The sequence below is a fragment of the Candidatus Acidiferrales bacterium genome (assembly GCA_036514995.1).
Lineage (GTDB): Bacteria > Acidobacteriota > Terriglobia > Acidiferrales > DATBWB01 > DATBWB01.
On sequence record DATBWB010000168.1, the window covers coordinates 1 to 24,273 of the forward strand.

Below are 24,273 nucleotides of genomic sequence, written 5' to 3' on the forward strand. Positions count from 1 at the left end.
CCAGGCCTTTCCCGCCATGATTTGCATGGGTGCGAGGAGTTGGGGCCAGCCCCGATTCTATCGGGACAAGCCCGCGGACCAGGGCATAGACCAGCAGGGTGTTCAGCACGTGCAAAAAAATATTGAGCAGGTGAAAGTAGAAAGGCTGATGACCAACCCAGCGCACAAGCGCCGCGTAGCAGACCATCGGAAGCGGACGGTAGGCGTTGGACTGAGGTTCGCCGCCGCCCAGAAAAGCCCAAACATCTTGTTTGAAGAAATCCGACCAGCGCTGCGAAGAGAGGGCGGGATTCTCAGCAAGCTGTTGCAGGTCGTCAAAGACAAAAGTGTTGCCGGTGGCGTTGATATAGAGAAGGAATGCAAAGCTGCCCAGCAAGGCCGCAGGCAAGAGGGAGGACCGAAACCAAGTCTCTAGAAAGTGTTTCACAACTTGCAACACCCAGCGCCAGTGATGTCATGCTGAATCCCGCCGCAGGCGGGATGAAGCATCTCACCGCTGAGATTCTTCGTCCCGGTTTCATCGGGACTCACAACGACAAACGCGACTACGCAGAGACGAACTAGATTCTCGCCCCTTTTCATGCAACTGTTCCGGAATACCATTTTGTTCGCGCGATTATTGGCTTGGCGGGCAGTTGACGTCAACGGCCATTCCCGGTGCGCAGACGTGAATCAAGCCGGTATTGTCAGTGAAGAAGCTGCGAATGCCGGTGGCATTCTGGACGAGCGGGACGGCGGTAATGCTATAACGCGTCATTGCACCGGCTCCGATGCCACCTACTCCGCCGCCACCACCACCGGCCACTGCAACATAGGCAAGCTGATACCCGCTCTTCTGGGGATTTGCCTGAGACAAAACCGGATCGAGCAAGTCGGCCGCGTTCGCCGTGGGTGACCCACCACCCCCGGGCGCAGCCATGCTTGCGAGACTGCTAGGAAACCCATTCGCCGGAAAGGTGACCGAGTAGGTCATCAGTGCGGTGTTGATCTGCCGCATTGTGGCCACCGTGGCCGACTCATTGGCCGCGATCCGGGAACGAAGCAGGTTGGGAATGGCCATGGCCGAGATAATCAGAATGATGGCAACGACAAGCAACAATTCGATCAGGCTGAACCCATCAGAGTAGCCCTTCAGCGGCGTGAACCCTCCAGGCTGCACCTTCATGGCGAGTCCGGCCTGAGGTGAGTGCGCAACCACTTGATCTTCTGCCCGAACGATTGGACCGCCCATGGCCCCTTCGTCTCGATCTTCACACCCGTCGCTTCACTGTTCCAGGCCATCTCGTCCAGCGGGCGAACAATTAGTTGGAGGAGACCCTCCACGGGTCTCCTCCAACGATGACGGTTAGGGTTACTGGATGGCCACGCAGGGAGCGACCGGAGGCAATGCGCCGGTTCCGCCATAAATAGCGGCACCGCCGGGCCCGCAGTCGTAGACCACGCCCGCCTGGGTTGTAGCGAAGACACGGATACCACTGGTATTCTGGCTGATGGGCCAGGCGTCGATACCGTATGTGACACGACCGGGAGGTTGTGTAGGAGGTAGCCCAATTGTCACAGCGCCTGGGTTATACGCAAACTGGAAGCCGCTTTTCATGACGGGCATCGCCGCTGCACCGGACAGCACGCTGTCCAGCACATCCGCCTGGATCGGGTTCGGGTTGCCACCGCCCACCACCGGTTGCAAGCTGAGCAGCGCATCGGGGAACGAAGTCGCCGGATAGGTGGAGGCGTAGGTTATCATCCCCGTATTCATGGTGCGAAGTGAACCCACTGCCGAAGCCTCGTTCGCCGCAATGCGCGAGCGAAGCAGGTTCGGGATAGCGATTGCCGCGATGATCAAGATGATCGCCACGACAATCAGCAACTCAATCAATGAGAAACCTTTTTGCTTCATGCTTTCTCCTTTGCCTACTTGAACCCTCAAAATCGATAGTTTCCGAGGACGGAACCGTCCTAGTCCTATGCAAGGCTAGTACCAGAACCAAGAAACCGTCTCCGAATGTGCCATCGGTAGCTAAGTCCTTTTATTTCAGTTTAGTACTAAGTCAACTCTAACCGCCTTATGGGGATTCTGCCTCAGTATGCTTCGTTCGCACTATGTCGAAATGACATTCTGCGGCGCACGATCTGACGAAAAACGTCCTTTTCGGGCGGTAATCGGCGGGCCTGGGAAGCTAGCCGACCCGCCCGGCTCGCCTGCCCAGCACGTTTCACCTTGAAGGGCGGCGGTCAGGCTGGAACCGCGCTACAGGCCGTACTTTTTGGCGTAATGGCGAAACGAGCGGTAGGAGATGTGAAGCAGCTCAGCCGCGCGCGTACCCACGCCACCGGCCCGGTCAAGCGCAGCAACCAGATAACCGCGTTCCAGGTCCTGGAGATGGGTCGGCAAATCGATTCCCTGTTGGGGCAGGATGATCTTGTCTTCCTGCCCGTTCGTCCCGAAGCTTCGGGACGACTTTTCGCCCGGTTCCCGAATCCTCTCGGGCAGGACTCCCACGGTAATTCCGTCACTCGCCTCCAGGGCGACGGCGCGCTCGATCGTGTTCTCGAGTTCGCGGACATTGCCCGGCCAGGGGTAGTTTTCGAGCCTTTGCAAGGCATCCGGGTGAATCGCCCGCGGCTTGTCTTTGTGCATTTGTTCGAGGAAGCGCAGCAGGAAGTGGCGCGCCAGCAGCGGAATATCCTCAGCGCGGTCCCGCAAAGGAGGGAGTTGGATGGGAATGACACTGATGCGGTAGTAGAGGTCTTCGCGGAACCTCTTTTCGGCGACCAGTTGAGCCAGGTCGTGGTTGGTGGCGGCAATAATGCGCACATCCACCGGGGCTTCGTCCGTGCTTCCGAGCGGCCTCACCCGCCGCTCCTGGAGCACCCGCAGAAGTTTAACCTGCATGGAGAGGCTCATCTCGCCAATCTCATCGAGGAAAAGAGTGCCGCCTTCAGCCGACTGGAACAGCCCCAGCTTGTTTTGCTTTGCGTCCGTGAAGGCGCCCCGGATATAGCCGAAGAGTTCGCTTTCGAGCAGAGTCTCCGGAAAAGCCCCGCAATTGATCGAGACAAAAGGTTTGTCAGAACGGGACGAGTTCTGGTGAATGGCCCGGGCCACCAGCTCCTTGCCCGTGCCGCTCTCCCCGCTTATGAGAACGGTGCTGGGAGTGGGGGCCACGGTTTGGATCATCTCGAAGATGGCCCGCATTTTGGGACTCTGGCTGACGATGTGGTCCAGGCCGGTCAGCCGACGAATTTCGCGGCGCAAGGTGGCCGCCTCGCGCCTGAGCCGAATCGTCTCGGCGGCCTGTTGCACGGCTTGCTGTACCTCTTCGGTGAGCCGCGGACCCTTGATCACATATCGGTACGCGCCATAGTGCACGGCCTCGATGGCCGACTCCAGCGTGGGCACTCCGGTAATCAAAATAAAATAGCTTTCGGGCGAGACCTCGCGGGAGTAGCGGAGCAGATCCAGGCCGCTGATGGCCGGCATCTTGATGTCCGCGATGATGATGTCGCAAAAGCGCGCGTGCAGCCTTTTCTTCGCTTCTTCTCCGCTGGTCACGGTTTCCACCCGGTAACCGTCGTTGCGGAAGGTGACCTCCAGGACTTCACAGATCGAGCGTTCGTCATCGACGATCAACAACGCCGGCATGATGGGTCGCTCGTTCGTCATCGTTCCTGCCTAGGCCGTCCGGGGAAGCTCGATGGTAAATTTCGTGCCCTTATCCCGGCGGGATTCCACCCCGATGCGGCCGTTGTGGGCCTGGACAATCTCGTACACGATGGCCAGCCCCAGTCCCGTTCCGCCTGAAAAGGACTGGAACGGCTCAAAGATCTTTGCCTTTTCCTTTTCGTCCATGCCGATGCCCGTGTCGCGAAAGCTCACCTGAACCGACTTGGGCCGCAGCTCCACGCTTACCTCCAGCTTGCCGCCGTGCGGCATTGCCCCCAACGCATTGCTGCCCAGATTCCAAAACACCTGTTTCATCCTATCCCGGTCCAGTCGCAGAGTGACCGGCCAGGCGGGGAAGCGGCGCTCGAACAAACATTTGCCGTTCTTGGCCGGGTGCCGGTCCAGCAACGTCAAAGTCTCGTCGAGCAACTCAATCAAGTTGCTCTCCCGGAACTGATAGTTGCGAGCGCGGGAGTAGTGGAGAAAATCGGTGATGAGCTTGTCGAGCCGCTGGGATTCGCGGTTAACCACCTCCACCAGTTGGTGTTCGTCCGCGCCCATGGGGGCCAGTTTGGCGATTCCCTTCACCGCCCCGGAAATGGCCGCCAGCGGTTGTCGGACTTCATGGGCAATCGCCGCCGCCATGCGGCCCAGTTCGGCCAGCCGCTCCTGCGTTGCCACCTCCTGCTCCAATCGCTTCAGCTCGGTCAGGTCCTGGAAGTTGAAAATGTGGCCGTGGCGCTGGCCTTCGCGGGTATAGAGCGGCGAGAAGGAAACCCCCAAATACTTCTCGCGCCCGTCCGGGCCGCGAAAGACCACTTCTTCCCTGGTCCGCTTCCCTTCCTCGCCAGCCGCCACCGGCCCATCGAAGAACGGAAACAATTCGAGGAGCGGTTTCCCGTGGACGAACTCTTGCGAGTAGCCGGTGATCTCCTGGGCGGCGCGATTGATCAGCCCAACGCGGCCGCTCAGGTCCACCGTCAAGAGACCCCCGCGCATGGAATTGATCACATTCTCATGAAAGGCGCGCAACTCAGCCAGTTCGCTGCGCTTGTCTGTCAACTCGGTGCGCGCCCGGCGGAGTTTCTCCACCAGCTCACTCGATAGGTAGGCCACTGCCAGGAACGCAAACAGATTGCTGAAGATGTCCACCTGGAGGCCTTTGAGTTCGGGCCGAAAGCTGGCGAACGAGGGGATGAAGGCATAGTAGGCAAGCTCGACCGTGGCGCCGAGGAAGACAAAAGCCAGCCCGGCGATCGTGAAGGCGCCGGCCCGCGGCAATACGACGGCGCCGACAAGGATGCCGAGCGGGTAGAGCGAAATAAAGTAACTCTCGGTGCCGCCGGTCACGTAAACCAGGCCGGTGACGAGCAGGAGATCGCAAATGATCTGAACGTATGCCTGCAGCATCATGTCCTGGTTCATTCTCAGGAGAAGAACAAAAAAGAGCCCGAGCGAATACCAAAGGACGATTAACGTGATGAAAGACTTCACCGGAACAGGGAGCAAGGTGAAGTTCTTGATGGCCAGTTCGATTCCCACCAGGAAGGTGATCACGAGCAAGCGAACCTTGCTCAGCCAGAGGAGCCACTCCCGGATGTTTTCCTGCTTTCCCATTTCGCATCCTTGGGGCGGGAGGCAGCGCCCCGCTCGCCGGCTGTCCCGAAGCTTCGGGAGCCAGCAGGCGGGGCGCCCGGTGCATTAGCCGGACAGCTTCGAGATCAACGAGAACAACGGCAGATACATCGAGATCACGATCCCTCCCACGATCACACCCAGAATAACGATCATGATCGGTTCGAGCGCGGTCAGCAGGTCTTTCACAGCCGCGTCCACTTCTTCCTCAAAGAAATCGGCGATCTTGGAGAGCATGGCGTCCATGGCGCCGGTCTGTTCGCCGACCCCGATCATCTGGGTTACCATCGAAGGGAAGATATCCGAGTCGCGCATCGGATCGACCAGCGTGCGGCCGGCTTCGACCGCCTTGCGCGTCTGGAGAATCGCCCGTTCAATGACGGCGTTGCCGGAAGTGCGCGCGGTGATCTCAAGCCCTTCCAGGATCGGCACGCCGGAGGCGATCAAGGTGCCGAGGGTGCGGCTGAATCGGGCTACGGCAATCTTGCGCAGAATCGTTCCGATGAGCGGCAGCCGCAGCAGCAGCGAGTCAATCGCGAAGCGCCCGTTCGGCGTCTTGTAGTACTGGCGGACGACGATGGCCAGCAGGAACAGGCCGATTATCGCAAGCACGGCGTAGCGGCTGACAAAATTGCTCAGGCCGATCACCACCCGCGTGGGAAGCGGCAGGCTCACGCCCAGACCCACGAAGAGTTTGGCGAAAATCGGCACCACCTTCCAAAGCAGCAACGTGATGACGCCGCCGGCAATGCTGATCACGGCAAACGGATAGATCAGCGCCGACTTCACCGCCCGCTTCAGTTTCACGTTCTTTTCAATGTAAGTCGAAAGCCGCTGGAGAATCGTGTCCAAGATACCGCCGGCCTCGCCCGCCTCCACCATGTTGACGAACAAATCGTCAAACACTTTCGTGTGCTGGCGCATGGCAGCCGAAAGCGTGGAACCGCCTTCGACGCTGCTCCGCACCGACGCCAGGATCCGCTGGAACGTTTTGTTCTCCTGCTGCGACGCCAGAATCTCCAGGCATTGCACCAGCGGCAAGCCAGCGTCGATCATCACCGAAAACTGGCGTGTGAAGATCGCCAGCTCTTTGGTGCTGACGCCCGCGCCGATGGTAGGCAGCGAAAACTCCTTTCCCTTTTCCGAAATGCGGGAAGGGGTAATCGTTTCCCGACGCAAGATAGCGGCAAGTGCCGATTTATTGTCGGCCACTCGCTCGCCGCTCACCTTCGTGCCGGCTCGATTGGTTCCCCGATACGTATAGACTGGCATAACTTCCTCCCTAGCTCATTTCCTGCCCGTGCGGGCCCCGTACCGGACGGTACGGGGCGGGCCGAGTGATCCTGGGCGTACGCTGTCTTCCAGAAAAATCTTCATCGCTTGTGTGTCCCCACCGGACGGCGCATCCCCGCCGTCGGGGCCAGCCCAACCCCGCGGTTGATCATGTCCTGCAGCTCTTCCGGGCTGGATGACCGGGAAAGCGCCATCTCCAGAGTGATCAATTTTTTGAAATAGAGGTCGGCGAGTGACTGATTGAAGGTTTGCATTCCGAATCTCTCCTGGCCGCTCTGCATGGCCGAGTAGATCTGGTGGATCTTGTCCTCGCGAATCAGGTTGCGAATGGCGGCGTTGGGAATCAGGACTTCCATGGCGAGCGCCCGGCCGCGACCGTCGCCACGCGGCAGCAGCGCCTGCGAAAGGATTCCTTCCAGCGTCATGGAGAGCTGGGCGCGCACCTGCGGCTGCTGATGCGAGGGGAAGACGTCCACGATGCGGTTGATGCTTGAGATGGCGCTGTTGGTGTGAAGCGTCGCCAGCGTCAGGTGGCCGGTCTCGGCGATGCGCAGCGCCGATTCGATGGTTTCGAGATCCCGCATTTCGCCGATCAGGACGACGTCGGGGTCCTCGCGCAAGGCGGCTCGCAAGGCATTGGCGAAGGAGGCGGTGTCCGAGTGCACCTCGCGCTGATTCACCAGGCATTTCTTGTGCGAGTGCAGGAACTCGATCGGGTCTTCAATCGTGATCATGTGGTCTTCGCGCTCGATGTTGATCTTGTCGAGCATGGCTGCCAGGGTGGTGGATTTGCCCGAACCGGTGGGGCCGGTGACCAGGACCAATCCGCGTGGCTTTTCGCAGAGGGTTTTGACGACGGCCGGCAGGCCAAGCTTTTCAAAGCTCCAGATTTCCCACGGGATCGCGCGAAAAGCGGCCCCGGCGGCGCCTCGCTGGTTGAAGACATTGGCGCGGAAGCGAGCCAGATTTTTGATGCCGAAGGAGAAGTCCAGCTCGAGCTGCTCCTCAAAGCGATGTTTCTGAGCGTCGGTCATGACGCTGTAGGCGAGTTGCTTGGTTTCAGCCGCCGTCAGCGGGGGCATATCCAGCGGGCGGAGTTTGCCGTGCACGCGCACCCGTGGCGGGGAGTTGGTGGTAATGTGCAGGTCGGTGCCGCCCATTTCAACCATGATCTTCAGCAGCTCAGCGAGGGAAACCATATCGTTTGTCTCCTCCGGGGGTTGGACCGAGAAGGCGCCGGGTTAGAGCACCGATTCTCGGAGAACCTCCTCCATCGTCGTGACGCCATCCTTGATCTTGATCAAGCCGCTCCTTCGCAGCCCGACCATTCCTTGCTCGAAGGCTTTCTTGCGCAGCTCCATGGCTGACGCGCCTACCAGGATGAGTTCGCGCAACTCGTCGTTAATTTCCATCACTTCGTAAAGCCCAACGCGGCCTTTGTAGCCAGTCTCGTTGCAGACGGTACACCCCTTGCCGGCGAAGACCTTGAGGGTCTTCACCTCCTCTGGCGAAAAGCCGGCCTCGATGAGAGCATGTTTGGGTACCTCGATCTCTTCGCGGCACTGCAAGCAGATCCGGCGCACCAGTCGCTGCGCGCAGATCAGGTTCACCGAGGTGGCAACCAGGAACGGCTCAATCCCCATGTTCATCAAGCGGCTGATGGTGGAAGGGGCGTCGTTGGTGTGCAGCGTCGAGAGCACCAGGTGGCCGGTGAGGGCCGCCTTGACAGCAATTTCGGCGGTCTCAAAATCGCGGATCTCGCCCACGAGGATGATATTGGGGTCCTGCCGGAGAAAGCTGCGCAGCGCGGCGGCAAAATTCAAGCCGATCTGTTCTTTCATCTGAACCTGGTTGATACCGTGCAATTGGAATTCGACCGGGTCCTCGGCAGTCAGAATGTTCGTTGTCGGCGCATTCAGGCGAGCGACGGAAGAATAGAGGGTGTTCGTTTTTCCTGATCCCGTCGGCCCGGTCACCAACACCATGCCGTAAGGCTTCAAGATCGCCTTCTCAAACTGAACGAGCGACTCGGGCTCAAAACCGAGCTTGGTCATGTCGAGCCGGAGGTTTTCCTTGTCGAGCAACCGCAGAACGATCTTTTCGCCGAAAAGGGTCGGCACGGTCGAGACGCGGAAGTCGAGATCTTTCCGCTTCCCGTCTTTCATCATGCGCAGCATGATGCGGCCATCCTGCGGCAGTCGCTTTTCCGAAATGTCCAGCTTGGACATGATCTTCACCCGGCTGATGATGGCGTCTTTGAGCTTGTAAGGCGGCGCCATCACCTCGTGCAAAATGCCGTCAATCCGGAAGCGGACGCGATAGTCTTTTTCGTAGGGCTCAATGTGGATGTCGCTGGCGCCGCGCTTGACCGCGTCCGTCAGGACCAGGTTCACCAGTTTGATGATCGGAGCTTCTTCGGCCGCCTTTTCCAACTGCTGGAGGCTGAGTTCTTCTTCTTCGCCCTGCAACTCGAGGTCGGCTTCCGGCCCGGCCAGGTCCTTCATCACCTTGTCGAGCTCTTCTTCCGCGCTGGCTCCGCCGTAGAACTTTTCGATCGCTTCCCGTATCGCCGACTCGGACGCAACCACCGGTTCCACGTTGAAACCGGTCATGAACTTGATGTCGTCCATCGCGAATACGTTCGTTGGGTCCACCATAGCGATGGTCAGCGTGGAGCCAACGCGCGACAGCGGCACGATCTGGTAGCGTTGCGCTGTTTCCTGCGGGATCAGCTTGGTTACTTGGAAATCGACTTCATAGCACTTGAGGTTGATCGAGGGGACGCCGTACTGCCGGGAGAGGACGGCGGTGATCTCATCGTCGGTAATGAAGCCCAATTTGACGACCGAGGTGCCCAGCCGTCCGCCGTGCTGGCGCTGATGCTCGAGCGCCTGCTTTAGCTGATCGCCGGTGATCAGGTTTTCCTTGACCAGAAGTTCGCCAAGCCTGGCCGACATCGCATCTCCCAGGCCGGACGCGCAGCTAGAGAATTAGTAGGATTGGGAAGGCGACAGGGGATGGGAGCACATCGCATTCCCCGAGGGTTCGGGGTCGCTCACCGAGAGGGATACTAGTACCACAGACAACTTTTGTCAAGCACCGTTTGCTGACCCTTTGGTCACGCCCCTTAACTTGACTTAACTCGCTGAGGGGCATAGTCTTTGAGTTCCATGATGGAACCCAGACCGCACACACCACACCCTGTTTTTGCGATTCGGCGCTTCTATGAACGACTATTTTCGTCACTCGGGCCCCAAGGCTGGTGGCCGGCGCGAACGCCCGCTGAAGTCGTTTTGGGAACGATTCTCACCCAAAACACCGCCTGGGGAAACGTGGAAAAAGCTTTGTCGCGGCTCCGCCAGAAGCAACTGCGGAGCTTTACGGCACTCGAAAAAGTGCCGCGGCGGCGGCTTGCCCGCCTCATCCGCCCTTCGGGCTACTTCAACCAGAAGGCAAAGAAGATCAAGCACTTCCTCCGCTTCTGGCGCAGGCAGTACGGCCGCTCGCTTGCCAGGATGTTTCGCACGCCGACCGAGCGGTTGCGGCAGGAGCTTCTCTCCGTCAACGGCATTGGCCGGGAGACGGCTGACGCGATCTTGCTCTACGCCGGCAGGCATCCGATTTTTGTCGTGGATGCTTATACCCGGAGGATTCTCGAGCGCCACAAACTGATTCGACCCAAGGCCAGCTACGAGGAGATCCGCCACCTCTTCGAAGCCAATCTGGAGCGCGACCCAAAGATGTACAATGAATATCACGCCCTTCTCGTCGAGGTGGGCAAGAATTGGTGCAAAAAGAGGAACCCGGACTGCCTCGGCTGCCCGCTGGGAATCTACCTCGACAAGCCCGCCCCGATGGAATCGGGGCCCGTGAAATGAGCTTGAACGAAAAAAGCCATCGGTCGAGACGCCTCATCTTGAGCGCGGTGGTGGTGATCGTGCTCGGCTTCGCCGTGTTTGCGCTGGGCTCGCTTGACCTGCCCTTTCAGCCTTCGCGGACGCAGCAGGTGGTTTTGCTTTATGTCCTCTCCACTCTTGTCGTCCTGAGTCTTCTCATCTTCACCCTCATTCTTTCCCGCAATTTGCTCAAACTTCTCGCCGAGCGCCGGCAGCAGGCGATGGGTTCAAAATTCAAGACCAAACTGGTGATGGGGGCGTTGGGTATATCGCTCCTGCCCGTCATCTTCATGTTCTTTCTCAGCTACGCCTTTCTGAACCGCTCGCTGGCCAAGTGGTTTCCGCGGCCTCTGGAAATCGTGCGGGATGAAGCCGAGCAGTTGCTGGCCGAATCGGAAGCGCGCGAAAGGTCGCTCCTCGCCGAATCCGCTCGCACCATGGCCGGCGCCCTTGCTCGAACTGCCCGAACCCCGGTTGCACTCGCCAAGGCGTATGGCGACCGGCCAACTCCATACCCGGGATTTGACTGCGTCGTGCTTCTCGACCCTCAGGGCAGACTGGTGCTGGCGTCGGGAAAACCCCAAACGAATGTGCAGGAGCTTTCGCGGCTGGTGCTCAGGCACGCGGCGGATCGGCAGTTGTTCTGGGGCGGGCGCACCTACTGGCTCGAACGAGCGCCGGTCGAGACCACCGAGCGCCGCTTGGGCTGGCTGATTGCCGCGCAGCAGGTTCCCGAGGCCTTTTCTCGCCGGAAGGCGGCCATCGAACAGCAGGCGGCCAACTATGTGGAACTGAGCGCCGGACTGCGATTCTATCGTTATCAGATTGTGCTGGTCTTGCTCCTCTTCACCTTGCTGGTGTTGTTTGCGGCGACCTGGTTTGCCCTATTTCTCTCCCGGCAAGTGACGGTGCCGATCGTGGCCCTGGCGGAGGCAACGCGCGAAGTTTCTCGCGGAAATTTCGATCATCGCGTGACGGTCCAGGCCAAAGACGAACTCGCCAACCTCGTTGCCTCCTTCAACCAGATGACATCACAACTGGGTGAGTCCAGCCGCCAGATTGCCGCTTCCAACCTCAACTTGCAGACCGCCATACGCCAGCTCGAAGAGCGCCAGCAACTCATCGAGACGCTGCTTGAAAGTATCCCGACCGGGGTCATCTCTTTGGACAAACAGAAGAACGTCCTCCGCACGAACAGCGCCGTGGCCCGCGTGCTCGGCATGACCGAAGTGCCCAAGGTACGGCGCTTGAACGAACTCTTTGAAGAAACCGTGGCCACGCAACTCGGCGAATTGCTGCGCAAGTCCAGCCGCGCCGGCGGGGCCGCCGCTGAAGTCCAACTCCAGCGAGCCAGCGGCAATGCTCAGGTTGCGGTCACCGTTTCTGCCCTGCGCAAGGACAGTCAGGACTACGGCTACGTGGTTGTTCTCGAAGACCTGACCGAGCTTCTCCGCGGTCAAAAGGCAGCCGTATGGCAAGAGGTGGCTCAGCGCATCGCCCATGAGATCAAGAACCCGCTCACCCCCATCCAACTTTCCGCCGAGCGCCTCCGGCGCTATCTGGGACGAAAGCCGGAGGCCGGGGCGACCGCCGACCCGGAACTGGCCCAGATGGTTGCCGAGTGCGTTTCGCTCATCAGCCAGGAGGCAGGCGCGCTCAAGGGCCTGATCGAGGAGTTCTCCGAGTTTGCCCGCTTCCCGACTGCCAATCCGGTGCCTTCGGATTTGAATGGTGTCATTGCCAGCGCCCTCGGCGTCTTTGAGAATGGCCACGACCGCGTCACCGTCAAAACCGCTCTCGCCAGCCTGCCGCCGATCCGGCTCGACCCCGAGCTTTTCCGCCGGGTCCTGGTGAATTTGATGGACAACGCCGCCGAAGCGATGGAGCGCTCGACGGTCAGGGAGTTGAGTATCCGGACGCGGCTTGACGCGACCCGTGAAGTGGTGGAAATTGTGGTGGCCGACACGGGTCATGGGATTTCGCCCGAGGACAAGGCGAAACTCTTTCTCCCTTATTTTTCCAAGAAGGGCCGCGGCACCGGCCTGGGCCTGGCCATCGCGCAGCGCATCGTGGCCGATCACAACGGCAGCATCCGGGTTGAGGATAACCGGCCCTTTGGCGCCAAATTCATCATCCAGCTCCCGGCATAGAACATGAAGCCAACGGTTCTGATCGTGGACGACGAAGAGGGTATCCGGCGCTCGCTCAGCGGCGTCCTGCAAGACGAGGGGTACGAAGTGGAAGCGGTGGCGAGCGGTGAGGAGTGCCTCGAGAGGGTCACGTGCTCGGCCGTGGATCTCATTCTGCTCGATGTGTGGCTGCCCGGCATGGACGGCATTGAAACCCTGCGCCGCTTACAGCAGCAAGCCCCCGGCACGGCAGTGGTCATGATCTCGGGCCACGGCACCATTGAAACCGCTGTCCGGGCGGCGAAACTCGGTGCTTTTGATTTCATTGAAAAGCCGCTCTCGCTCGACAAGACCGTCCTGGTGGTGAAAAACGCCCTGGCGCAGCATCGCCTGGCTCGCGAAAATTTGCGCCTGCGCGAGCAGCTCCAGGAAAAATACCGGATTATGGGCGAAAGCGTGCCAATGAAGGCGCTGCGGCAGCAGATTGCGATGGCCGCTCCCACCAACGGTCGAGTGCTGATCTACGGCGAAAGCGGCACGGGAAAAGAACTGGTCGCTCATGCCCTTCACGCCCAGAGCCTCCGGGCGGGCCAGGAATTTGTCGAGGTCAACTGCGCCGCCATTCCGGAGGAGCTGATTGAAAGCGAGCTTTTTGGCCACGTGAAAGGCTCTTTCACCGGCGCCGCCGAGGACAAAGTGGGCAAGTTCCAAAAGGCGGACGGTGGCACGCTCTTCCTCGACGAAATCGGCGACATGAGCCTGAAGACGCAATCCAAGGTTCTGCGCGCGCTCGAGGAGCAACGCTTTGAGCCGGTGGGCGCCACCCAGAGCATCTCCGTGGACGTCCGCGTCATCGCCGCCACCAACAAGAACCTGGATGAAGAAATCTCCTACGGCAAGTTCCGCGAAGATCTTTTCTACCGCCTGAATGTAATCCCGTTCTATGTCCCGGCCCTGCGCGAGCGCACCGAGGATATTCCGCAACTCGCCAGATATTTTTTGGAAGAGTTCGCTCGCGCCTATGGACGGCGTCCCAAGCAGCTTTCCGAGGAGGCGCTGGCCATCCTCTACCGCTACGCCTGGCCGGGCAATGTGCGCGAACTCAAAAATATTGTCGAGCGACTGGTGATCACCTGCCCGGAAGAGACCATTGCCTCTTCACAGCTCCCCCCGGAGTTGCTGCGGACAGGCGAGCGGCGAGCCGCGGGGACGTACGGATCGTTGCACGAAGCTCGCGCCGCCTACGAGCGGGACCTCATCTTGCGAAAGCTCGAGGAGCACCGCTGGAACATGACGCGCACGGCGGCGGCGCTGGGTCTCGAGCGCAGCCATCTTTACCGCAAAATGAAATCGCTTGGCATCAACCCGCGAGAGTAACCGGCTGTTGGCGCCGTTGAACGGCTCAACCCTTCCCCTATTGCCTTCGCCAATCGAGCTCGCGGACGATAGCCGGCTTTTCGCGCCAGTTGGGCCGAACCTTTACGAACAACTCCAGGAAGATTTTGGCGCCGAGAAGCATTTCGAGTTCCTTGCGGGCCCGGCTGCCGATTTCCTTCAGCATCGCGCCCTTCGCCCCGATCAGGATTCGCTTCTGGCCCTCCCGCTCCACCAGAATGGTCGCCGCGATTCGGATCAGCCTGTCCAGCTCCTCGAATTGCTCCACGATGACGGCGGTCATATAGGGCAGCTCCTGGCGGGTGCGTTCAAAAACCTGTTCACGAATGATCTCCGCGGCAAGGAACCGTTCCGGTTGGTCGGTGACCTGGTCGGCGGGAAAGTACGCTGGCCCTTCGGGCAGCCGGGCGACGATCTGCTCCACAAGCGTGTCCAGATTTTCGCCCGTCAAAGCGGAAATGGGAATGGACTCGGCAAACAAGTGGGCTGACTGATACCGATCGAGCAAAGGCAGCAGTTCTGGCTTCTTTACCAAATCAATCTTGTTAAGCAGCAAGAAGGTTGGACCTCGAAATTCCTCAACCATCTCGATGCCCTGCCTGTCCAGGTCGCCGAACGGGCGCGAGGCATCCAAGACCAGGAGCGCCAGGTCCACCCCTTCGAGGGCCTGTTTCACTTCTTCCATCATCTGCCGGTTAAGCAAAGTTTCCGGGCGGTGGATTCCCGGCGTATCCATGAAAACGATCTGGGCCTTCTCCCGGTTCAGGATTCCCTGGATTCGGTTGCGGGTGGTTTGTGGCTTGCGTGAGACGATGGCAATCTTGGCGCCGACGAGCGCGTTGAGCAGGGTGGACTTTCCCGTGTTGGGAGGGCCGACGATAGCGACAAAGCCGGAGCGGAAAGAATCTTCCGGCACCGCGTTCATAGCGCCCGCGCACCTTGCCCGAACGTCTTTTGTGGCAGGCGTCGCGCTCGCACCTTAAGCACTTTTTGTTGGTTTGCCTCGAGCACTTCAAGGCGGAGCCAGTCGTGCTCCACCGACTCGCCCGCCGCCGGGACGTGGCCAAGGAGGCGGCTGACCAGGCCGGCGACCGTGGAACAATCTTCTGGGGCAATTTCCATCCCGAGCAGCTCTCCAAGCCGGCCAATCGGAACGCTGCCCTTCAAAACGAAATTATTTTCGTCCTCGCGGATGATGTCAGCCGCCCGCGGCTGATCCTCGTCCATGATTTCGCCGACAATCTCCTCGAACAGATCTTCGAGGGTGACGAGCCCGGCGACACTCCCGTATTCATCCACGACCATCGCGATTTGTTGTTTGTTCTTTTGCAGCTCCTTAAGCAGATTGGCGACGGGCTTTGTCTCCGGAATAAAAAGCACCGGCCGGATCCACCCGGCCACCGAGGTATGCGGCGCCTCGCTATCCATGACCTGAAGGATGTCGCGCGCCTGGACGATTCCTTGGACGTCGTCCAGATTCAATCGGTAAACCGGGATGCGGGAGAATTTTTTCTCGAGGACTGTCTTGGTTAGCTGCTCCACGGTCGCCTCCACCGGCAGCGCCACGATGTCTGCCCGCGGGGTCATGACCTCGCGCACCGTCTTGTCGCCGAATTCGACCACCGATTCGATGAGCCGGGCGTCCTCGTGCTCCAGGATCCCTTCCTCCTGCGCCACCTCCACCATGGCCTCAATACTTTCCTGTTGCTCTTCGCCGGGGGCCGTCTCCTCATCCGTGAGGTGAGCCAACGAGACGCAGAACTGCAGGATCAAGCGCATCGGCAGAACCATCCAGACAAAGATTCTCACCACCGGCGTGAGCGGCCGCATCCAGCGTCCGTTGGTTCGAGTCAGCAAGAGATGCGGGATGAACTGGTTCGCCACCAGAATTTCCAAAACAACGAAGAACATCAACTCGGCGATGGCTTGCGGCGCCTTCGGGACAAAGGCCGCCACCGCGCTCGCAATCGCTATGGCGATGAGCACCAGAAAGAGCTGGCTCAGCAAGGCAAAACTGACGGCGGCATCGCGCCGGTCCATACGCAGCTTGGGCTCAACGTCGCTCTCAAACACTTCCAGGTTTTCTCGGACACGCCGGGTAGTGACTTTGCCAAGCTCCCGATAGACGCGGTCGAGGTAGGAGAAGAGCGCGAGCAGAACGCTCACGCCGATCACGGTCACTGCATGAGCAACCATCCAGGCGGTCATGATCAGGTCAAACCCATTCTTCGCCGCAGGCGAAGTTCCTTCCGGGTCATCCGGCCCTTGTCCGTTTCGTGGTCGTAGCCGAGCAGGTGCAACAGGCCATGGAGGATCAGGAGTTTGATCTCTTCGAGCAAACTGTGACCTTCGCGCCGGGCGTTCTTCCTCGCTGTCTCAACCGAAATGGCGATTTCTCCCAGGAAGCGATTGCCGCGCGACCCGGAGGGGAAAGAAAGCACATCGGTCGCCTTTCGCCGGCCGCGAAACCTGGCGTTCAAGGCGCGCATGGCCTTGTCATCCATGAGACAGACCGTAAACGCCGACCGCTCGCCCCTCCCGAAGCTTCGGGACGTTCGGGGCTCGTGAAGTTCGCGCCGCGCCCGTCGGGCAAAACGACCGATTTCACCCAGGGGCAGGCGCATCCTTCTTTGCCGGTTGACAATCATGTCGGGAATCATCTTGAAAAAAATCCGCCCCGGCGCGGAGGGGTCTGGGCGCTACTCATTCTTTCCCATGGAGTGTCCTATGGGCGCGATGGCTTCACTTTCGCGGTGATTCTTCGCCTTGCCGGCGTTCGAAGCCTCGTAGCTTTCGTAGGCCCGGATAATTTGTTGCACCAGGTTGTGCCGCACCACGTCTCGCTCGTTGAAATAGATAAACTGGATACCGGGGATTCGCCCCACAACCTCGACCGCTTCCACCAGCCCTGACCGACGCCCCGCCGGCAGATCGATCTGGGTGATGTCCCCGGTGATGACCGCTTTGGAATTGAACCCCAACCGCGTAAGAAACATCTTCATCTGCTCGCTGGTGGTGTTCTGCGCCTCGTCGAGAATGACAAACGAGTCGTTCAGGGTGCGGCCGCGCATGAAGCCGAGCGGGGCCACTTCGATAATGCCCTTTTCGAGAAAGCGTTCGATCTTCTCGGCATCGAGCATGTCGTACAGGGCGTCATAGAGGGGACGAAGGTAGGGGTCCACCTTTTGCTGCAACGTGCCCGGAAGGAACCCCAGCCGTTCGCCCGCTTCGACGGCCGGCCGCACCAAAATGATGCGGTTGATCTGCTTGGTCAGCAGCGCCGAAATCGCCATCGCCACCGCCAGGTAGGTCTTGCCGGTGCCGCCGGGACCGATGGCAAATACCATGTCATGGTTCTCGATTGCCTCGAGGTAGTGGCGCTGATTGGGACTCTTGGGCGCAACCGATTTCTTCCCAAAAACGCGCGGGCGCGCCGGACTGGCCAGCGAACGCAGGGTAACATTCGGATCTTCGGTCATCACCTTCAAGTAGGAATGGACGTCGCCGTTTGAAAAGCTTCGGCCCTCGCACACCAGCTCGTTGTATTCGCCCAGGATTTTTTCAAGGCGAGCAACCTGAGCCGGCTCGCCGTCTATTTCAAGGGCATCTTCCCGGAGCTGGGTGGTGACGTGGAGGTTGGTTTCAAGCAGCTTGAGGTTTTCGTCCAGGGTGCCGAAAAGGGGTTCGACCCCCCCAGCCAATTTCACTATCTTCTTCATCTACGGCCCTACCGTTTGCCTCCGCTTGTCATGAAGATGTGTGAAGACGCTATAGAGAAGATAGCCGAGCGGATGCGGTTCCGTCAAGGATGGCGGAGGTAACTATTTTCTTATCATAGGATTGTTGAAAGGCGGGTAGGGGCGAACGGCCGTTCGGCCCCACAAGCTTGACATGGAGGTGCGGAGTTGCTCGATGGACTCTCGCCGGATGACGGATAAGGGTCGGGTGGCGCGCAGCTCAGCCACCAGGACTTCCGTCGAGAGCTGCTGGCGCGAGTAGATCTTTCCCGAAGCGGCCTGGAAGCGAGCCAGCAGATCGGTACGCCTGTCCGTTTTCTCGGGCGTCGAGCTCATCGCCAAATACGCATCAGCCGGTTGACAGCCCGCTGCGAACTGGGCTATCGTTCTGCGCCTTAAATTTATAACGGAGTGAATGATGCCTCAGGCCACCGGTCCGGCAAAGGTCAAGAAGCGAAAGAAATCGGTCCTGAAGCGCATCCGACAAACCGCCAAGCGGACAACCCGCGCTCGCGCCCTGCGGTCCCGGCTGCGCAATCAAATCCGCAAACTGCGGCTCGCCCTCGAGGGCAAGGATCCGGGACAGGCAAAGCAGTTGCTCAGCGAGACGATTTCGGTGATTGACTGGGCGGTGGGCAAAGGTATTCTTCACAAGAATGCTGCCGCCCGGCATAAGTCCCGGCTAACCTCCCGTTTCCAAGCCGCCAGCGCCCCCGCGCCCACTTCGGGCGCACCGGCCAAAGCTTAGTCAGGCCCCGAATCCCTTTCCGGGACGCTTGCCGGCGGGCTCTTTGCCGTCAATCGGGCGAGCAAGAACTCGAGCACCTTCTGGCCATCCTCGGCCTTTGGCAATTCGCCCTTGAGCATCACGTCGGCGCGCAGAAGCATTTCGAGTGAGGCAAGCAACTGCTCGGAGCTGAAGCGTTCCGCCTGCCCCGCTGCCTGAAGGGCGGGCCAGCGCTGGCTGCCTTCTTTGGCTTCGATCATGGCGCGGACGCGGTAGGCGAGAGCGCCGACGATTGCGGGCGGCGGTTCTCCGTTGCGAATCAAATTGTCCAAGATAGCCATCGAGCGCCGGCGGTCGCCGCTGCCCAGCGCGTCCACCAGCTCCCAGACGATCTCCTCGGTCTCGCCGCGCACGAGAAGATGGAGTTCGCCGGGGCTAATTTTGCCTCCCGGGCCGACATATACGGCCAGTTTCTCCAACTCCTGGAAAACCATGCCCAGATCGCCGTCCTTCATGTTCACCAGATGGGTCAGAGCCTCGGGCGCGATCTCGATGCCCCGCTCGTGCGCGAATTTTTTCGCGCGCCCAGCCGCCGCACGCAGCTCCTCGTCAAAGGATCGGCCACCCCGCACCGGCGATTCGACTCCAACCACCACACAGCGTTTTTCCAGGAGCTTGGCCAGTCGTTTTCTCTTGTCCATTTCAGCGGCTTCAAAAACGACCACTGTGAAATCGCTGGGCCGGGCCAGATATTCCTCGAGCAGCGTCACGATCCGCCCGGAAGCGGAAACGATCTCCGGGTTGCGGTTACCCGGCGCCTCGTCTTTTGCTTCCCCATCCTCCTCCTCTTCGCTGCCGCTGCGCATGCGCTTGATCACCCGAGCAAAGCCGGAAAGAAACAATAACTGCCGCGGGGCCAGGAGAGAGGGCGTGCGGGCCTGCACCAGGGCTTCCTCGAGCGCCCCGGCAGCCTCTTCCATCCCCATCCCGCCAAGATCGAACGCTTTCCACCCGAAGGGCTGCTCCGCCACGGCGGGGCTGCCGAGAATCTCCTGGCGGATCGCCTGCCGGACGACATCGAGCAAATACTGGTCATCGCCGAGAAGGAGGTAGGCCGGCGCAACCTTTCCCTTTTTGAGGTCGGTCATCAAGCGATCCGGGGTTATGGCCGGCATCTAGAAATTCTCCAGCACCGCGGAGACCAGAGTAGCGGCAAAGTCGCGGGCAAGCCGGTCAAACGCCGGGTCCTGCTCCTGAAAAAAAGAATTGACGTCGCTGGTCACCTCGTAGCTCTCGCGAAAGACCAGGCCCTCGCCTCGGAAAAGAATCTGTTTCGTGTGGCGATCGAGGAGTCTTACATTGGCATTGATGGTAATGACCACGGTGGAGGCTTTGCCCGTTCCCGGGTCAAACACGATCGGGCTGGTCGAAACGCGGGTTACTTCGCCGCGCAGCACGGCGTCGGCGCCCTCTTCCTCCATCACCACCCGGTACCTGGTCCGAGAAATGAATTCCCGGATGACGGCAGCCGTCAACTTCTGCTCAATGCGGAACTGCATCGTGCGATTCTCAAAGGCCGGGACCGCCAACACCTTCCCCTCAGCCGGGAGATGGCTTCCCCGGCCGGCCACGTGGTAGCCGCAGGCAGCCATCCCCCCTGCGAGGGCGAAAAAGAAAGACCATTCCACGAAGAAGCCTTTGCGAGGCCGTCTCATGCCGTCCGGCTCCGTTGCTTCAGTCGGCCGTCCCGCTCTGCGTGATGCCAGCGCTCGACGATCTCTACGGCGTTCGAAGCAGCCAGACGGAGATTGTCAGCCGCGCCAAAAATCCAAAACGCGTTCTTCCCATGGCCCTCCGGCCGGATGAAATCCAGGACGATCCCTGACTCCCCCACCACGCCAACCGGCGACGGCGCCTCCTCGTCGCTGCGGCGGATGGTGATGGCAGTTGACTCCAGCTTTTGTTCCAACCGGTGGGTTGTAACTTCTGTCGTGAATTCCACAAAAAGTTCGAACGCATAGGAATGGAAAACGGGAGCGTGGAGCAGGCTTATCGCCGGCAGGGCAAAACGGCCGGCCAGGTAGAAGCTTGCTTCCCGCTCCGTCCGAGAGCGAATCTCCTCGAGTTTAGCCGCGCTCGAGCTGCCATACCGCGGCAGCAGGTTGAACGCCACCTGGGAGTCAAAAACATTCTTCGAAATGGGCTGGAAGGACAACAAATTGATGGTTTGCTGCTCGAGCTCGTCCAGAGCCGCCTGACCGCGCTCCGAGACCGGCACAAAGAACAGCAACACCGTCCGCGCCGGCGCGGCGACCATCGCCAGTCGCGGCGCCAGATGGCAAAGGATGATGGTCGCCGGGTGCGGAGACACGCAGAGACCGCCGGCCATGGGCTTGGGTGGCGGCAAGATCTCGTCAAGGGAAGGAATCCAGAAGCAGGCGTCGGTCTCGTCTGCCAGCCCGCCGCTCAGATCGATGATCCGGCAGCCTGACCGCCGCGCCGCCCGCCAGTGCCGGCGAGTGCATTCCGCGCCGCCAGCAAGGAAAACCACATCCACGTCGTCAAACGCATCGGGCGCAATCGCCTCAATAATCGCCGGCTGGCCGGCAAATTCGGTGAGCTGTCCCATCGCCTCGTCATCGTCAAGCAACTGAACGCTCTTCACCGGAATGCGGCGGTCATCCAAAACTTGCTTCACTTCCTTGCCCAGCAGCGTCGAAGCACCGACAATCGCCACGCGCAGGCCCTCCTCCCGGATGGGCAAACCTTCGGGCTGAGCGGCTGGAAAATTCATAGGTGCGGGAGTTGGGCGGGTTCGCCGGTGGCCGTAGGTGAGGGGCCTGGTCGGCGGCGAATCCAGCCGGAAATCTTGCCAATGATGCCCGAGAGCACATACCCGATAGCCAGCAGCGGCAGGACAACCTCAGAATTGCTGACAATCAAGATCACCAGCAGCCCCAGCGCCACCACCACCAGCGAGGACCTCCGCCGGCGAAGGTCAATGTCTTTGAAGCTGTAGTAACGGACGGTGCTGACCATCAGGAAGGCCAGTCCGGCGACGAGCCCCAGCCAGGCGATTGCCCAGGGCCACTCCGTCAGCGGCGATTTCCGAAAGTGAACCAGCGCCGCAATCATCCCCGCCGCAGCCGGAATCGGCAGGCCGATAAAGTGCCGCAAGGGCACATGCCCGGAAGCCGCCGGGGCCTGGATGTTGAAACGCGCCAGCCGCCACGCCCCACACATCAAGAAGGCAAACGTGATGACGCCGCCCCACCGGGCGAGCTGGCGGAAAAAATCGCCCTGCCCTTCCAGGCTGAACATTCCCCACGAGTAAGCCAGAAAGGCCGGCGCCAGTCCAAAGGAGATGACATCGGCCAGCGAATCAAACTCTTTCCCGAAGGGACTGCTGCTCCCCGTGAGGCGCGCCACGCGGCCATCCAGACCATCCAGAACAATGGCGATGCCAATCGCCTTGGCGGCGGCATCGAAATTCGCTGCGCCGCCATGCATCGCCGCCACCAGCGCGTAGTAGCCGCAGACAATGTTGCCCACCGTGAAGGATATGGGCAACAGCGAAACACCGCGGCGCATTCTGGAATTCTTCGGTTTTCCGTTCATTTCGCTCGCCCCGATCCGACCGGGGCTCGTGCCAGAAGGGAGCTGCCACCTTTCACGTGCTCACCCCGACGCACCAGAATATCGCATGCCGGATCCAGGATTACGTCCACACGCGAGCCAAACCGGATCATGCCCACCCGCTCGCCCCGCTGCACCAGGTCGCCGGGCTTCCGCCAAAAGAGAATTCGCCGGGCGATAATACCAGCAATTTGCTTGAAAACGACCTCCGATTGATGGCCACGCACCACGACCACGTTTTGTTCATTGACCGTGGAGGCCTCGGCGTGCCACGCGGCTCGAAACTGTCCTTTCCGGTAGTCGGCGCTAACGATCACGCCTTCCACCGGCGACCGGTTGACGTGGACATCAAAGACGGAGAGAAAGATGCTGATGCGTTTGCGCGGCTGGCCGTTCCAGGCGCTGTCGGCGATCTCCACCACCCTCCCGTCGGCAGGCGAAACGATCCCGCCTGTCTCCTGGGGGATGGTTCGTTCCGGGTCGCGAAAGAAGTAGAAGACAAACGCCACCAGCAACAGCAGCCCGGCAGCAGCCAGATACCAGTGCAGGGCGAGTGACGCCCCGGCAAGCAGCATGGCCGGCCAGCTCATTTGGAAGGATGGTTTGAGCATGGAGATGAAAAACGGGGGAGCACCCCTCCCCCGCTTCCCAAGAGCACGTTCCCGGCTCGACCGCCTTCGAGCCAGCCTTACCGCGCCGCGGCAGACTCAGCGCCGCGGCCATAATCCCGCAGGATCCGCTCCATTTCGTCTTTCACCCGGAGCTTCCGTTTCTTCAACTCGACTTCCCTCAATTGATCCTGCTTGGTCAGGTAGGGCTTTTGAGAAAGTCGGATGAGTTCGGCGTCGAAGGTTGCATGCTGTTCCGCCAGCCGGCGGAACTGCTCGTTCGTTTGAATCAGACGGTCACGAATCTCCTCGGACCAACCGGGCATCCTGCCCCTCCTCGATGATTCGCACGAATCGCCACCATGGCCTCAGGCTAGCACAGCGGTTCACGACCATCAACGGCTAAATTTTCTCTGTCTTGCTCAGGGATAAAACCAGCGCATCTTCCGTCGGATGGCGATAGTAATTTCGCCGTTCCTCCACGCAGCCAAAACCGTGCCGCTCGTAGAACGCGATGGCCGGCTTGTTGGACCACCTCACCTCGAGGTAGATCCTTGCCGGCGCCGCCTCAAGCTTCTCGAAAAGACGGCTCAAAAGGGCTGAAGCAATGCCCTTCCTTCGGAGCCGGCCGCAGACGGCCAGGTTCAGGATTTCCACTTCGTCGGCTGCGCGGCGGGCGATCAGAAACGCGACGATCGCACCGCCGGCTTTCTCGGTCACGAGCGCCAACGGGGACGACCCGGCCAGCCTTTCATACTCCGAGCGCGGCCAGTGAGCCGCTTCCACCGTCGCCCGTTCCAGGTCAAAGACGGCCGAAACATCGCGCCGCTCGAACCCCCGCGTGGTCAATCGCCGCGCCACAGCAGCTCCGCGTCCGAGCGGCGAACGTAGTTGGCGTCCAGTTCCATGCCGGAAATGGTTTCCCCGCGCTCGAGTCTCACGGCGGCGACTCTGGCCAGCCTTTCAGCAAGAAAGGGACTCAACGCCGCCACTCGGCATGAAGCAAAAGGCGAATTTTCGAGCGAGGGCTGAAGCAGCCCAACCATCGGAGAAGCGAAGACAATTCCCTTCCCTTGATCAAGGTGATAACCTTTTGCTTCGAGCCACTGGATGCATTCCGCCGGCGTCGAGACTTGCTCCTCGGCCACCTTCCGCAAGGACTCGCCTCCCGAAGCGTACACGCCGAAATAAATCTGTCCGCGCCGCGCGTCCATTACCGGCACAACAAACTCGTTTGCGCTCTCGACCATGGCCGCGACCACTTCCAGCCCGCTCACGGCAACGATTGGCTTCTGATAGATTTCCGCCCAGCCCTTCACGGCGGCAAGGCCGACTCGCAAGCCGGTGAACGAACCGGGGCCGTTGACAACCGCATAGGCGTCGAACCGGTCGAGGCTCAACTGGAGTTCTTCGAGCATCACCCGCAGTTGCCGGAACATGCGGCTGGAATAGGTCTCCCGGCTCTCCTCGCCGGTTGTCTTGACCGTCTGCCCGTCCCGAAAGACAGCCAGGCTGCCGGCGAGCGTGCTGGTGTCGATGGCGAGAATCAGCAT

24 protein-coding genes and 1 pseudogene are annotated in these 24,273 nt (G+C 60.3%); 4 read left to right on the top strand and 21 right to left on the bottom strand.

Annotation, left to right across the window (positions count from 1 at the left end):
* The 8 genes and pseudogenes from VIH17_11370 to pilB all read right to left on the bottom strand — a co-directional run.
* Positions 1-427 (bottom strand): hypothetical protein (locus VIH17_11370; protein HEY4683831.1); only part of this gene is annotated, 427 nt, incomplete at its 3' end.
* Positions 428-616: 189 nt separating this feature from the next.
* Positions 617-1,231 carry a type II secretion system protein gene (locus VIH17_11375; protein HEY4683832.1) on the bottom strand — a complete coding sequence of 205 codons (615 nt, stop codon included), beginning with the start codon at positions 1,229-1,231 and terminating at the stop codon, positions 617-619.
* Positions 1,232-1,816: 585 nt separating this feature from the next.
* A pseudogene (locus VIH17_11380) lies at positions 1,817-1,897 on the bottom strand (prepilin-type N-terminal cleavage/methylation domain-containing protein).
* 351 nt (positions 1,898-2,248) lie between these two features.
* Positions 2,249-3,664, bottom strand: a complete 1,416-nt coding sequence (locus VIH17_11385; protein HEY4683833.1) for a sigma-54 dependent transcriptional regulator — start codon at positions 3,662-3,664, stop codon at positions 2,249-2,251.
* 9 nt (positions 3,665-3,673) lie between these two features.
* Positions 3,674-5,281 (bottom strand): ATP-binding protein, encoded by a 1,608-nt coding sequence (locus VIH17_11390; GenBank protein HEY4683834.1) that lies wholly within the window; start codon positions 5,279-5,281, stop codon positions 3,674-3,676.
* Between the two features lie 84 nt (positions 5,282-5,365).
* Entirely contained in the window at positions 5,366-6,571 is a 1,206-nt protein-coding gene (locus VIH17_11395) for a type II secretion system F family protein (GenBank protein HEY4683835.1), read from the bottom strand.
* A 101-nt stretch (positions 6,572-6,672) separates the two neighbouring features.
* Positions 6,673-7,791: a type IV pilus twitching motility protein PilT gene (locus tag VIH17_11400; GenBank protein ID HEY4683836.1), complete on the bottom strand. Its 1,119-nt coding sequence runs from the start codon at positions 7,789-7,791 to the stop codon at positions 6,673-6,675.
* Between the two features lie 42 nt (positions 7,792-7,833).
* Positions 7,834-9,549: a type IV-A pilus assembly ATPase PilB gene (gene pilB, locus VIH17_11405; protein ID HEY4683837.1), complete on the bottom strand. Its 1,716-nt coding sequence runs from the start codon at positions 9,547-9,549 to the stop codon at positions 7,834-7,836.
* A 336-nt stretch (positions 9,550-9,885) separates the two neighbouring features.
* On the opposite strand from pilB, the gene VIH17_11410 reads away from it, so the two are divergent.
* The 3 genes from VIH17_11410 to VIH17_11420 are packed head-to-tail and all read left to right on the top strand — an operon-like array spanning position 9,886 to position 13,994.
* Positions 9,886-10,470 (top strand): hypothetical protein, encoded by a 585-nt coding sequence (locus VIH17_11410; GenBank protein HEY4683838.1) that lies wholly within the window; start codon positions 9,886-9,888, stop codon positions 10,468-10,470.
* Positions 10,467-12,638 carry an ATP-binding protein gene (locus VIH17_11415; GenBank protein HEY4683839.1) on the top strand — a complete coding sequence of 724 codons (2,172 nt, stop codon included), beginning with the start codon at positions 10,467-10,469 and terminating at the stop codon, positions 12,636-12,638. Before VIH17_11410 ends, VIH17_11415 begins: the two co-directional genes overlap by 4 nt.
* A 3-nt stretch (positions 12,639-12,641) precedes the next feature.
* Positions 12,642-13,994 carry a sigma-54 dependent transcriptional regulator gene (locus VIH17_11420; GenBank protein HEY4683840.1) on the top strand — a complete coding sequence of 451 codons (1,353 nt, stop codon included), beginning with the start codon at positions 12,642-12,644 and terminating at the stop codon, positions 13,992-13,994.
* 37 nt (positions 13,995-14,031) lie between these two features.
* Here VIH17_11420 and era read toward each other — a convergent pair whose 3' ends face one another.
* From era to VIH17_11445, 5 genes are all read right to left on the bottom strand, one after another.
* Positions 14,032-14,937 carry a GTPase Era gene (gene era, locus VIH17_11425; protein ID HEY4683841.1) on the bottom strand — a complete coding sequence of 302 codons (906 nt, stop codon included), beginning with the start codon at positions 14,935-14,937 and terminating at the stop codon, positions 14,032-14,034.
* Positions 14,934-16,220, bottom strand: a complete 1,287-nt coding sequence (locus VIH17_11430; GenBank protein HEY4683842.1) for a hemolysin family protein — start codon at positions 16,218-16,220, stop codon at positions 14,934-14,936. Before VIH17_11430 ends, era begins: the two co-directional genes overlap by 4 nt.
* Positions 16,221-16,222: 2 nt before the next feature.
* Positions 16,223-16,672 carry an rRNA maturation RNase YbeY gene (gene ybeY, locus VIH17_11435; protein HEY4683843.1) on the bottom strand — a complete coding sequence of 150 codons (450 nt, stop codon included), beginning with the start codon at positions 16,670-16,672 and terminating at the stop codon, positions 16,223-16,225.
* Between the two features lie 39 nt (positions 16,673-16,711).
* Complete coding sequence (locus VIH17_11440) at positions 16,712-17,719, bottom strand: PhoH family protein (GenBank protein HEY4683844.1); 1,008 nt, start codon at positions 17,717-17,719, stop codon at positions 16,712-16,714.
* 114 nt (positions 17,720-17,833) lie between these two features.
* Positions 17,834-18,085, bottom strand: coding sequence for a hypothetical protein (locus tag VIH17_11445; protein ID HEY4683845.1), 252 nt, complete (start codon positions 18,083-18,085; stop codon positions 17,834-17,836).
* A 79-nt stretch (positions 18,086-18,164) separates the two neighbouring features.
* Here VIH17_11445 and rpsT point away from each other — a divergent pair, with 79 nt between their 5' ends.
* Positions 18,165-18,497, top strand: coding sequence for a 30S ribosomal protein S20 (rpsT, locus tag VIH17_11450; GenBank protein ID HEY4683846.1), 333 nt, complete (start codon positions 18,165-18,167; stop codon positions 18,495-18,497).
* On the opposite strand, the gene holA is transcribed toward rpsT, so the two are convergent.
* From holA to tsaB, 8 genes are all read right to left on the bottom strand, one after another.
* Positions 18,494-19,651, bottom strand: coding sequence for a DNA polymerase III subunit delta (gene holA / locus VIH17_11455; GenBank protein HEY4683847.1), 1,158 nt, complete (start codon positions 19,649-19,651; stop codon positions 18,494-18,496). The two genes, rpsT and holA, sit on opposite strands and share 4 nt — an antisense overlap.
* Complete coding sequence (locus VIH17_11460) at positions 19,652-20,191, bottom strand: LptE family protein (GenBank protein HEY4683848.1); 540 nt, start codon at positions 20,189-20,191, stop codon at positions 19,652-19,654. It abuts the gene before it with no gap.
* On the bottom strand, positions 20,188-21,213 hold the full coding sequence (locus tag VIH17_11465; protein ID HEY4683849.1) for an Asd/ArgC dimerization domain-containing protein: 1,026 nt from the start codon (positions 21,211-21,213) through the stop codon (positions 20,188-20,190). The genes VIH17_11460 and VIH17_11465 overlap by 4 nt, the downstream gene beginning before the upstream one ends.
* 53 nt (positions 21,214-21,266) lie before the next feature.
* The gene (gene pssA, locus VIH17_11470; protein HEY4683850.1) at positions 21,267-22,067 is read right to left on the bottom strand and encodes a CDP-diacylglycerol--serine O-phosphatidyltransferase; all 801 of its coding nucleotides are present in this window, start codon (positions 22,065-22,067) and stop codon (positions 21,267-21,269) included.
* A gap of 23 nt (positions 22,068-22,090) precedes the next feature.
* The gene (locus VIH17_11475) at positions 22,091-22,702 is read right to left on the bottom strand and encodes a phosphatidylserine decarboxylase (GenBank protein ID HEY4683851.1); all 612 of its coding nucleotides are present in this window, start codon (positions 22,700-22,702) and stop codon (positions 22,091-22,093) included.
* Positions 22,703-22,800: 98 nt separating this feature from the next.
* Complete coding sequence (locus tag VIH17_11480) at positions 22,801-23,046, bottom strand: YdcH family protein (GenBank protein HEY4683852.1); 246 nt, start codon at positions 23,044-23,046, stop codon at positions 22,801-22,803.
* A gap of 76 nt (positions 23,047-23,122) precedes the next feature.
* The gene (rimI, locus tag VIH17_11485) at positions 23,123-23,581 is read right to left on the bottom strand and encodes a ribosomal protein S18-alanine N-acetyltransferase (GenBank protein HEY4683853.1); all 459 of its coding nucleotides are present in this window, start codon (positions 23,579-23,581) and stop codon (positions 23,123-23,125) included.
* A partial coding sequence (gene tsaB / locus VIH17_11490) for a tRNA (adenosine(37)-N6)-threonylcarbamoyltransferase complex dimerization subunit type 1 TsaB (GenBank protein HEY4683854.1) occupies positions 23,566-24,273 on the bottom strand: 708 nt, incomplete at its 5' end. The genes rimI and tsaB, both read right to left, overlap by 16 nt.